Origin of the sequence: Kineosporia sp. A_224 (genome assembly GCF_002198655.1) — a bacterium.
In the GTDB taxonomy this organism is placed as follows: Bacteria; Actinomycetota; Actinomycetes; order Actinomycetales; family Kineosporiaceae; genus R-H-3.
Window position 1 is genome coordinate 1 of the sequence record NZ_MWLN01000222.1, and the last position, 11,297, is coordinate 11,297.

The window sequence follows — 11,297 nt, forward strand, 5'->3', positions numbered from 1 at the left end:
TGCACCAGCTACTCAAACCCCATGAGCAGCAAGCCGAATCAAGCAACTGGTGTTAAGCAAATATGCAGTACATGTGTTCGACAAATGATCTGGTCTGTCGTAGGATCGGATCATGGTCGAGCGGGTGTCGCAGCGTGGAGCCGGGGTCGGTGACGCCGGTCTCGGCGCCGGTCTCGGCGACCTGCTCGCGGCGGATCCGCTGGGTGGTGTGATCCGGCTGACCGCGGTCGATCTGGCGGACTGCCCAGGTGAGGACGAGGCCCGGCAGTGGGCGCTCGCGGATGCTCACGCGCGGCGGCTGGTGGACCAGTGGTGGGCGGATCCGGGTGCGGCGCAGCGGGACTGGGACGCTGACCTTGATGCGCTGTCCGCGCAGGTGGCTGCCGATGACCGGCGTGGCGCGGTCGAGCGGCGGGTCGCTCTCGACGGTGCACCCGGGCTCGGGTCGTTCGCGGTGGTGCTGGAGGTCCTGGACGGGGCCGCGGCCTGGACGCCGGGGCAGGCCGCGGTGGAGGGGTTCGTCGACGAGCTGGCGGACGGCGCGATCTCGGGGTTCGCGGCGGCGCGGCGGGTGGAGAACCATGCGTTGTGGCTGCAGGTCGCTCTGGCCGCGAAGGTCGTTCGGGCTTTCATCGGGCGGACCCCGTCGTTGCCGCGCCGGACCCGGTCGGGGCGGTTGCTGACGGACGACCAGGACGTCCTGGTCGACGGGTCGGTCGCGCTCGAGCTCGCGGTCGCGGCCGGGATCACCCAGGGCAGGGCCGCCGCGCTGGTCGACGCCGCGACCGCGCTGGTCATCGCCGAGCGGTTGCCGCTGACGGCGCAGGTCCTGGAGCAGGGTCGGCTCGACTGGCCGCGGTTGCGGATGGTCGTGTCCCGGACCCGGGCGCTGACCGCCGAGGCCGTGCAAGCCGTCGAGCGGCTCCTCTACGCCACACCCGGACTGCTCGATGGTGGCACCCGACGCTTCGACACCGCCCTGACCGCGGCGGTGCTCGCGGTCGACGCGGACGCGGAGGCCCGGCGCCGCCGGCGTAACCGGAAGGGCCGTCGGGTGAGCATCCAGACCACCGACGACGGGGCTGCGTTGTTCACGGCGGTCGGGCCGGGTGAGGCGGTCACCGCCGCGTACAACGGCCTGGACGCCGCCGCCCGGTACCTCAGGCAGCACGGCGACCCGCGGACCCTGGACCAGCTCCGCCACGACCTGTTCGTCACCGGCTGCACCAGCGGCTACCTCCCGGTCCCCGCCGACGTCCTGCCCGTCCCGCCCGGGTGCGTCCCCACCGGCTCCACGACAGCCGTGCCTGGCCCGGCGGCCACCTCCACGACCGGCCCGGATGACGCGACCAGCACGAGCGGTCCGAGCCGTCCGCGCGGCACGAGCGGCAGTGCCGCATCTGCCGACGCCGAGGCGGGCGCCGGAAGCACCGACGCGGACGCCGTACCTGAGTGGTTCACCACCACCTGGCCCGATGTCCAGGTCGCCGTCAACGTGACCGTCTCGGCCGAGACCCTCATGGGCCTGGTCAACGACCCCGGCACCCTCCAGGGCTACGGGCCGATCCCCGCCGACGCGGTCCGTGACCTCGCCAGGAACGGCGTCTTCCGGTGTCTCGTGGTCGACGGTGAGCACGGGACCGTGCTCGGGGTCGGGAAGAACACCTTCAGCCCAGGGTACGTCGCGAGTGAACGGTTGAAGCTGCTGCTCGAACACGCGCACCCGACGTGCACCGGACCGCACTGCGAGAAAGCCTCCTGGCGCTGCGACGTGGACCACCAGACCCCCTACGCCCAGGGCGGAGCGACGTGCGAGTGCAACACGCGCCCCTTGTGCAGGGCGTGCCACCGGCTCAAGACCGCCGGACTCCTCGTCCCCCAGCGACGCCACCGCCCCGGCGAGCCGCCCGGCACGACCACCTGGTTCACCCGGACCGGACGCACCTGGACGGCACTCCCGCACGCCCCGCTGCCTTCGCGGTCGTCCCCGGCCCGTACCTCGGCCGGCCCGCAGGACCCGCCTCCGTTCTGATCGCCCACCGGCGCGTCTGACCGCCCCGCCGCGGCCGCCGAGTACCTGCGCGGCGTCGGACCCCCGGACCCTTCTGGGGCTCTGAGGGTCCACCGCCGGGATCGGACCCGGCGACCGGGAATCGCGCCCGGCCGGAAAATGGTTCACGGGACTGTCACCACCGCCGATTAGGATCCGCTCGAGCCCGAGTCTCCCGGGCATCACCCGCGGTCGAGGCCCCGGCCGCGCACGAACCAAGCCGATGAGGTCTCCCGTGTCAGCTCCCGCCCAGACCGCCTACCCCGACAAGATCGACGGGGCGGTGCTCAAGATCGCCGGCGTCGTCGTGCTCGGCGCGATCATGTCGATCCTCGACATCACGGTCGTGAACGTCGCCCTCCCGACCTTCCAGAACGTCTTCGCCGACTCGCCGGCCGCCCCGATCGCCTACTCGACGGTCGCGTGGACGGTGACGGCGTACACGCTCGCCCTGGCGACCGTCATCCCGCTCACAGGCTGGGCGGCCGACCGGTTCGGCACCAAGCGGCTGTACATGCTCGCCCTCGTGCTCTTCACGGCCGGGTCCGCGCTCTGCGCGAGCGCCTCGTCCATCGAGATGCTCATCGGCTTCCGGGTGCTCCAGGGCCTCGGCGGCGGCCTCCTCATGCCGCTCGGCATGACGATCATGACGAAGGCGGCGGGGCCGGCCCGGATGGGCCGCCTCATGGCGATCCTCGGCATCCCGATGCTCCTCGGCCCGATCGGCGGCCCGATCCTCGGCGGCTGGCTCATCAGCAACGCGAGCTGGCACTGGATCTTCCTCATCAACGCCCCGATCGGCGTGGTCGCCCTCGTCTACGCGTGGTTCGCGCTCCCGTCGGACTCGCCGCACCCCACCGAGTCGCTCGACCTGCTCGGCGTCGCGCTCATGTCGCCGGGCCTCGCGGCGTTCCTCTACGGCATCTCGTCGATCCCCGGCGAGGGCTCGATGAACCACCCCAAGGTCTACGTGCCGATGGCGGTCGGCGTCCTGCTCATGGCGGTCTTCGTCTGGCACACGTTCCGCCCGGCGCACCCGCTGCTCGACCTGCGGCTGTTCCGCAACCGCAACCTGAGCAGCGCCACGGCGACGATGTTCCTCTTCGGCGCCGCGTTCTTCGGCGGCCTGCTCCTCGTGCCGACGTACTTCCAGATCGTCCGGGGCGAGTCGACCCTGCACGCGGGCCTGCTCGTCGCCCCGCAGGGCATCGGCGCCATGGTCACGATGCCGATCGCGGGCGCGCTCTCCGACAAGTTCCCCGTCGGCCGGATCGTCCCGTTCGGCCTCGTCGTCATCACGGGCGCGATGTTCGCGCTGACCCAGATCACGTCGACGACGTCCTACCCCGTGCTCATCGGGATCCTGTTCGTCATGGGCCTGGGCATGGGCGGCACGATGATGCCGATCATGACCTCCGCCCTGCGGACGCTCTCGTCGCACGAGGTGGCCCGCGGGTCGACCCTGCTGAACATCGTCCAGCAGATCGCGAGCTCGGTCGGCGTCGCGATCATGTCGGTCCTGCTGACGAACAACCTCAAGGACTCCCCGCTCGCCGGTCCGGCGACGGCGACCTGGCGGGACCCGTCGCTCGTCGACAAGATCGGCGGCCAGGGCGCGGTGACCCAGGGCCTCGCGGACGCCGCGCAGGCGTTCGCGGACACCTACTGGGTCGCCGGGATCCTCGTGGCGCTCACCCTCGTGCCGGCGATGTTCCTGCCGCGCAAGCACGAGGAGTCCCACCTGCTCGACGACGTCGACCCCGCCGCGCCGCCGGTGGTGCTCCACTGACGACGGCACCGCGTCGGCGGTGCTGACGCCGGCCGGCCGGATGACGTGAACGAGGCGGCGGGGACCTTCGGGTCCCCGCCGCCTCGTCGTGTGTGACGGACGGGTCAGCGGCGGACGGGTCAGCGGCGGACGGGTCAGCGGCGGACGGGTCAGCCGCCGCGGACGGCGGCCAGGTCGACGAGCTGGGCCTTCGTCTCCTCGAGCGTGGCGGCCGCGACCCGTAGCGCCTCCGGGTCCCCACCGGACGCCACCTGCCGCTCGGCGAGCGCGACGGCCTTCGCCTGGTGCGTCGCGAGCGTGGCGAGGAACGTCGTCTCGAAGGCGCCCGCCTCGCTCGCACGCAGGGCGGCGAGCGCCTCCGCGTCGAGCACACCGGGGATCGAGTCACCGAGGTCGGTGTGCCCCTCGATGTGCGGGACCGGCTCGCCCCAGCCCTCGAGCAGCGCCTGGACCTCGCGCAGCCCGGCGTCGCTCGCCGTCTGCACCCGGCCGGCGAGGTCGAGCACCTCGGTCCGTCCCGCCTTCTCCGCGGCGAGCCCCACGAGCTGGAGCGTCTGGTGGTGGTGCTCGGCGAGGGCCGTCGCGAAGGCGACGTCCTGCTGCCTCGTGGCCGCCGGGTCGGCGGCAACGCTCGTGGCCGCCGCCGGCGCGCTTGCGGCACCGGACGCGCCGCCGCAGCCGGCGAGCAGCGACGCGGCGACGAGCACAGCGACGACGGGAGCAGGGACGGCGGGAGCAGGGACGGCGGGAGCAGGGACGGCGGGAGCAGGGACGGCGGACGGGCCGCGGGTGGACGCGCGCACCGGCTCAGCCTGCCAGGAGGGACTTCATGGTCGCGATCTCGGCGGTCTGCCCGGACACGACCGCCTCGGCGAGGCTGCGGACCTGCGGGTCCTGGGTGGTCTCCAGGACGTCGTCGGCCATCGTCAGCGCGCCCTCGTGGTGGGCGACCATCATCGTCAGCCACATCCGGTCGAAGGCGGCGCCGCGGGCGTCGCCGAGCGCGGACATGTCCTCGTCGCTCATCATCCCGGGCATCGACGCGCCATGGTGCATCCCGCCCATGTCGTCGTCCGCCTCGGCGCCCCAGGCCGACAGCCAGCCGCCCATGGTCGCGATCTCCGGCGCCTGGGCCGCCTTGATCCTCGTCGCGAGGGCCGTGACGTCGGTGCCCGCCCCCGCCGCGGGGGCGAGGGCGAGGTCGGCCATCTCCACCGCCTGCTCGTGGTGGGGGATCATCATCTGCGCGAACATGACGTCGGCGGCCCGGGCATCGGCGGCCGGGGTGGCGGGTGCGGCGGTCGACGGCGCGGCAGACGCGGACCCGGCGGCCCCCGTCGTGCCGGAGCCACCTCCGCAGGCGGTGAGGGTCGCGGCCAGGGTGAGGCCGGCGGCGGTCAGGGCGACGCGGCGGGACGACACGGGACGAGCTCCTCGGTTCGGGGACGGTGCGCCCTCCTACTGTCGCGCCTGCGGACGGCGTTCGCCCGCAGGCGCGGTCGACGACCGGGCAGCTCGGTCCGTGACGGCCCGACGCGGATCAGACCGGCGGTGAGGTGACCGCACCGCCGCCGAGGTGGTGGGCGAGCCGGGCGTCGAACGTCGCGTCGAAGCGGGCGAGCTCGGCGACGACCTCCGGCCGGCGCAGCGTCTCCTCGACGCGCAGTGCCCCCTCGCGGACCGGGCCCTCCGTGTCGGCTGCCTCGGTGACCGTGTGCTCCCGCTCCTTCGGCCCCTGGTCGCGGTCGAGGAGCCGGCGGGAGGTCTCGACGGCGGCCCGGCCGAGCTCCTTGACGCCGACGAGCCCGTCCGCGAGCGCACCCGCGACGAGCCGCAGGTCGGCGTTCTTCTCGGCGTCCTCGAAGGCCCGCCGGACGGCGACCGACTCCCGGTGCAGTGTCGCCGGGTCCGGGCCGGCGAGCAGGCCGCGGTCGAGGGCCCGGTCGACGCTGCGGCCCAGCAGGACGACGGCGAGCACGTCGGCGGGGCCGCCGCGGACGAGCCGGGCGATGGCGACGTACTTGCGGACAGGGAAGAGCAGGAGCTTGCCGGGGACGCCGGCCAGCCGGGCCATGAGGCCGCGGCGGATGCCCTTCGGGTCGGTGAGGGGCTCGACGAGGTCCAGGTCGTAGGTGCGGCCGTGGGCCCGGACCGTCCGGGAGACGGCGAGCAGGGTCGCACGGTCGCGGACGACGTCGTCGAGGAACGGCACGGGCACGAAGCGGGCGCCGGCCGCGGCGATCCCGCACACGGCCCACTCGAGGACCTGCTGGCGCGAGGGCCCGGTCTCTGCGGTCATGGCGTCACTGTGGCCGGGGACGGCGGGACCGGCAAATCCGTCCGGGTCGGGTGAGCGGAGCCGGTCAGGACCCGACCGGCTCCGCCGTCCGGACCCCGCCGCCGCTGCGCTTGGCCTCGTACATCGCGGTGTCGACCCGGCGCAGCAGGTCGTCGGCGGCCTGCAGCGCCGCCTGTGGCCCGCCGCGGACGAGCAGCCGCGGCCCGGCGTCCGGGCCGACGAGCAGGACGCCGACGCTGGCCCCGACGCTCACCGGCACCCCGCCGGCCACCCCGTCGGCCACCCCGTCGAGGATGAACGGCTCGCGGACGGCCGCGACGACGCGCTCGCCGAGCGCCACGGCGTCCGCGCCGGCGACGTCGTGGCAGAGCAGGACGAACTCGTCGCCGCCGACCCGGGCGACGGTGTCGCCGGCCCGGACCAGGCCCCGCAGGCGGGTCGTGACGCAGCGCAGGACGGCGTCTCCGGCCGGGTGGCCGTGGCGGTCGTTGACGGCCTTGAACCCGTCGAGGTCGACGAAGACGAGCGCCGTGCTGCTCACGTCCGGTGCGGTGCGGTCGACCGACCCCACCGTGCCGGCGAGCCGGTCCATGAGGAGCAGCCGGTTGGCCGCCCCGGTGAGCTGGTCGTGGTGGGCCTGGTGCGCGAGGGCCGCTTCGGCGACCTCCTGGTCGCGCACGGCCCGGTAGAACCGCACGACGACCGTGAGCGAGACGACGACGGCCGCGCAGACCGTCGGGACGACGTCCTGCGCCCCGACGCCCGGGAAGGCGCTCGCCACGGTGACGCCGGTGAGCGACGTCCCGAGCAGGACGATCCGCCAGCGCCGCATCCCGTGGCCGGCGAGGCCGGGGACGGCCTCGGTGAGCTCCGCGCGGCCGGGGTGCACGGCCGCGGCCGCGAGCAGGCCGTTGACGACGAGGAGCGCACCGTCGAGGCGGGACGTGTCGAGGTGCGGTGCCACGGTCGGCAGGAGCGCGATGACGAAGTCGAGCGGCAGCGTGAGCCCGAGGCAGCCGACGAACAGGGCGGTCGCGGCGCCGCGCCGTCCGGGGGCCATGACGAGGGTCAGGGCGAGCCCGAACACGACGACGTCCCCGAGCGGGTAGAGCGTCCCGACGAGGAAGAAGAGGATCGGCTGGCCGGTGCCGAGGTTCGGCTGGACGAGCAGGTGGTAGGCCGCGATCGCCGCGCCACCCGCGACGACGAGCACGTCGAGCCGGATCTCGCGGACGACCGACCGGGGCAGCCCCCGGGCCCGGATCATCGAGACGACCGCGGCGGCGAGCAGCGGGTACGAGGCCAGCCAGAACACGTCGGGCAGGCCGACCGTGTCGTCGGGGACGCCGAACGCCCCGAGGACCCGCTGCACGGTGTCGCCCGCGAGCCAGCAGGTGGCCACGAGCGCCACGAGCACCCAGGACCGCCGCCCCGGCACGCGCTGCCGGGCACCCCACCACACGGCGGCGACGACGAGCGTCAGGCCGACGAGGTACGCGGCGTTCGCGACGCCGCTCGACGGTGCGACGGCCATCGGGACGGCGAGCGCGACGACGAGACCGAGCAGCAGCGCTGCCGGTCGTCCGTCGCGGGACCCGCCCATTCCCCTGACGTCGGCGCCCCGGGGCCTGACATTGAGCCCGTCGGCCCACCGGGCGGGGACGCCCCCGCCGGGCTGTTCCGCCGTCCGGGACGCGGCGGGGACCGGGCGCAGGACGCTGGGATCATCCGCGGATGCCACGGACCGCCGGACAGGCCATCGTCGACACGCTCGCGTCCCGTGGCGTCCGGCGGTTCTACACCGTGCCGGGGGAGAGCTTCCTCGAGGTGCTCGACGCGGTCGAGCAGCACCCGGACCTGCAGCTCGTCTCGACCCGGCACGAGTCCGGGGCGGCCTTCATGGCCGAGGCCGAGGGCAAGCTCACCGGCCGCCCCGCCGTCGCGATGGCGACCCGGTCGGTCGGTGCCGCGAACCTCATGGTCGGCGTCGGGACGGCGTTCGAGGACGCGACGCCGATGGTCGTGCTGTGCGGCCAGGTCGAGCAGTCGGCCCTGGGGCGCGCGGCGTTCCAGGAGGTCGACCTCCCGGCGTTCTTCGCGCAGGTGAGCGTGCACGGCGAGACCCTTCACGACCCGGCCCGCGCCGGCGAGGTCGCCGCCCGCGCCCACCGGGCCGCGACGACCGCACGCCCCGGACCGGCCGTCGTCGCCCTGCCCGCGGACGTGCTGGCCCGCCCGGCCCCGGACGGCGGCCCCGAGGTCGTCCCCGGCCGGGTCGCCGCCGTCGGGCCGGAGCCGGCCGACGCGGCCGAGATCGCCGCCCTGCTGCGCACCGCCCGGCGCCCGGTCGCCGTCCTCGGCTCCGGTGCCCAGGGCGCGTGGGACGACGTCCTCGCCCTCGTCGAACGTTTCGGCCTCGGCGTCTACACCGCGTTCCGCCGCCAGGACGCCTTCTCCAACGACCACCCCGCCTACCTCGGGCACCTCACGCTGCGGACCGCCCCCGAGCTGCTCGGCCCGCTCCGCGACGCGGACGTCGTCCTCGCCCTCGGCACCCGGCTCGGCGACACGACGTCGCAGGGGTTCACGCTCCCCGCGCCGTCCGCCCGGGTCGTCCACGTCGACCTCGACCCGCGGACCCTCACCGTCCCGGTGCACCTCGCGTGGACCGTCCGGGCCGACGTCGGCGCGTTCGCCCGCGCTCTCGCCGGGCTGCCGGGCCGGGACGGTGCGGGACCAGGCGCGGTCGACTGGTCGTCCGGGCACGCGGCCTACCTGCGCTCGAGCGACGCGGAGGCGGCAGCCGCCGAGGTGCGGGCGGCCCGGCAGCACGACGCGTCCCCGGGTGGCGGCGTCCACCCCGTCGAGGTCGTCGCCGCGCTCGAGCGGCACCTGCCCGCGGACGCCGTCGTGACGAACGACGCGGGCAACTTCTCGGTCTTCGCCCACCGCTACCGCCGCTTCACCCGGCCGCGCACCCAGCTCGGCCCGGTCTCCGGCGCCATGGGCTACGGGCTGCCCGCCGCGATCGGGGCGTCCCTGGCCGCGCCGGGCCGGCCGGTTGTCGCGCTCGCCGGCGACGGCGGCTTCCTCATGACGGCCGTCGAGCTCGAGACGGCCGTCCGGGTCGGGGCGCCGGTGCTCTGCGTCGTCTTCGTCAACGGCTCGTACGGGACGATCGCGATGCACCAGGCCCGTCGCTTCGGGCGGACGGCGGCCACCGGCATCGGCCCCGTCGACGTCGCGGCGCTGGCCCGCTCGCTCGGCGCGGACGGCGTGACCGTCACCGACCCGGGCGACCTCGACGACGTGCTCGCCGCGGCGACCCGGTTCGACGCGCCGCGGGTCGTCGCCGTCCGGACCGACCCGGACGTCCTCGTGCCCGGCGTGCGGCTCTCCGGGCTGGTCCGCTGACCGACCCGCGGACCGCCGTGTCGGATGACCGGACGACCACTAGGGTGCGGCGGTGCACGCGATCTGGTGGGGCCTGGCGACCGCGGTCTGCTGGGCCGCCGCGACGCTCTGCTCGTCGCGGGCGGCCCGGGTGCTCGGGCAGTGGTCGACCGTCGCGTGGGTCATGTTCGTCGGCCTCGTCCTCGTCGTCCCGCTCGTCGTCCTCGACGTCGGGGGCGCCGGCCCGCCGGTGACCGGCACAGGCGGCGTCAGCGCCCGGACCTGGGGGCTGCTCCTCGTCGTCGGGCTCGGCAACGTCCTCGGCCTCGTCGCCGCGTACGCCGCGTTCCGGGTCGGCAAGGTCGGTGTCGTGTCGCCGGTCGTCGCGGCCGAGGGCGCCGTCGCCGCGGTGATCGCGGCCCTCTTCGGCGACTCCGTCGAGCTCGTCGTGGCGGTCCTGCTCGCGACGATCGTCGCGGGGGTCGTCGTGGCCGCCGTCGCACCGGACCCGGCGCCGGTCGAGCACGAGCGGCCCGTCCGTGCCGTCCTGCTCGCGGTGACCGCCGCCGTCATCTTCGGGCTCGGCCTGTTCGCGAACGGCCGGATCCAGGGCGCCGTCCCCGCGGCGTGGATCGTGCTGTCGGCCCGCGTCGTCGGCGTCGTCGGGGTCACCGCGCCGCTCGCCCTCGGCCGCCGGCTGCGGCTGTCCCGCGAGGCGCTGCCCTACGTCCTCGCGGCGGGGCTCGTCGAGGTGCTCGGCACGTTCACGTTCACCTTCGGCGCCCGCGAGAGCACCGCAGTGACCGCGGTCGTCGCCTCCCAGTACGCGCCGCTGGCCGCCGTCCTGGCGTTCGTGCTCTTCCGGGAACGGCTCGGCCGGCTCCAGGTCGTCGGGGTGGGGCTCATCGTCGTCGGTGTGACCGCGCTGTCGGCGGTCGGGGGCTGACGTCAGCGCACCCGGTGGTGCGCCTCCCGGTAGGAGGCGATGTGCCGGCGGGCCCGGGCCTGGAGCTCGGCGATGGACGAGCAGGACGCCTCCGCGCCCTCGGTGAGGGACGCGACCTGGCTGCGCGCCGTGCCGGGCAGACCTGCCGCGACGTCCATGGCCCGCGGGTCCAGGTCGACGGTCGCGAGGACGGCCGCGATCTCGACGGCCCGCTGGGCGAGCCCGTCCTCCTCGGGGGCGACGAGGCAGTACGAGCACACCTCGCGCAGTTCGGAGCGGATCGCGACGAGCGCGGCGAGCTCGTGGCCGCCCGGCGGGCGGCGGTGCGCGGTGTGCAGCCAGCCCATGAGCATCGGCCGGCTGAAGAGGGACACCCGGGTCCGCAGCGTGAGGCGGACCTTGCCCGGGTCGCCCGGGGACACCGTGCCGTCGTCCAGCAGGGCCGCGAGCTGCTGCTCGACATGGTGGCGGGGGATCGTCAGGAGGAAGTCGCGGACGACGACCTGGGGGTCCCAGGGCCCGCCCTCGCGGTACGCGTCGGCCATCACGGCCAGGACGTCCACGGTCATCTCCCACCCCCTCGGCTCCGGGACCGCGCGGGGTGCGCTCCCGCTCGCTCTCTCCTCTCGGCCGGCGCGGCCCGGACCTGAGGGTTCGCGAGCGCTCGGTGACGAACGGCGTGATCGCCGTCACGTCCCGGACCCGTCCGGGGCACGGTCCCAGGTGTCCTCCGGGTGGACTAGGACCATCGGGCAATTGAACCCTCTACGAGCACCTCAGGAGTCTGAGGACCGTGGACGCCGCTGGGGCGCCCGCAGGT

The 11,297-nt window shown here is 74.9% G+C and carries 9 protein-coding genes; 4 read left to right on the forward strand and 5 right to left on the reverse strand.

What is annotated here, in order from left to right; genetic code table 11:
- The first annotated feature begins 112 nt into the window (after window positions 1-112).
- A complete protein-coding gene (locus EDJALFJO_RS29380) occupies window positions 113-2,032 on the forward strand; it encodes an HNH endonuclease signature motif containing protein (RefSeq protein ID WP_088289882.1) in 1,920 nt (639 codons plus the stop codon).
- A 241-nt stretch (window positions 2,033-2,273) separates the two neighbouring features.
- Window positions 2,274-3,839 carry a DHA2 family efflux MFS transporter permease subunit gene (locus EDJALFJO_RS29385; RefSeq protein WP_088289883.1) on the forward strand — a complete coding sequence of 522 codons (1,566 nt, stop codon included), beginning with the start codon at window positions 2,274-2,276 and terminating at the stop codon, window positions 3,837-3,839.
- Window positions 3,840-3,988: 149 nt separating this feature from the next.
- Here the strand turns inward: EDJALFJO_RS29385 and EDJALFJO_RS29390 are convergent, their stop codons facing one another.
- From EDJALFJO_RS29390 to EDJALFJO_RS29405, 4 genes are all read right to left on the reverse strand, one after another.
- Window positions 3,989-4,642 (reverse strand): DUF305 domain-containing protein, encoded by a 654-nt coding sequence (locus tag EDJALFJO_RS29390; protein ID WP_143448861.1) that lies wholly within the window; start codon window positions 4,640-4,642, stop codon window positions 3,989-3,991.
- A gap of 4 nt (window positions 4,643-4,646) precedes the next feature.
- Entirely contained in the window at window positions 4,647-5,261 is a 615-nt protein-coding gene (locus tag EDJALFJO_RS29395; protein WP_198950759.1) for a DUF305 domain-containing protein, read from the reverse strand.
- 118 nt (window positions 5,262-5,379) lie between these two features.
- A complete protein-coding gene (locus EDJALFJO_RS29400; RefSeq protein ID WP_088289885.1) occupies window positions 5,380-6,138 on the reverse strand; it encodes a hypothetical protein in 759 nt (252 codons plus the stop codon).
- A 64-nt stretch (window positions 6,139-6,202) separates the two neighbouring features.
- Window positions 6,203-7,741: a GGDEF domain-containing protein gene (locus EDJALFJO_RS29405; RefSeq protein ID WP_088289886.1), complete on the reverse strand. Its 1,539-nt coding sequence runs from the start codon at window positions 7,739-7,741 to the stop codon at window positions 6,203-6,205.
- 131 nt (window positions 7,742-7,872) lie between these two features.
- On the opposite strand from EDJALFJO_RS29405, the gene EDJALFJO_RS29410 reads away from it, so the two are divergent.
- Together EDJALFJO_RS29410 and EDJALFJO_RS29415 are read left to right on the forward strand one after the other, a co-directional pair.
- Window positions 7,873-9,552 (forward strand): thiamine pyrophosphate-dependent enzyme, encoded by a 1,680-nt coding sequence (locus tag EDJALFJO_RS29410; protein WP_088289887.1) that lies wholly within the window; start codon window positions 7,873-7,875, stop codon window positions 9,550-9,552.
- 52 nt (window positions 9,553-9,604) lie between these two features.
- On the forward strand, window positions 9,605-10,477 hold the full coding sequence (locus EDJALFJO_RS29415; protein WP_088289888.1) for an EamA family transporter: 873 nt from the start codon (window positions 9,605-9,607) through the stop codon (window positions 10,475-10,477).
- 2 nt (window positions 10,478-10,479) lie between these two features.
- Here EDJALFJO_RS29415 and EDJALFJO_RS29420 read toward each other — a convergent pair whose 3' ends face one another.
- On the reverse strand, window positions 10,480-11,046 hold the full coding sequence (locus EDJALFJO_RS29420; RefSeq protein ID WP_143448862.1) for a hypothetical protein: 567 nt from the start codon (window positions 11,044-11,046) through the stop codon (window positions 10,480-10,482).
- Window positions 11,047-11,297 lie beyond the last annotated feature (251 nt).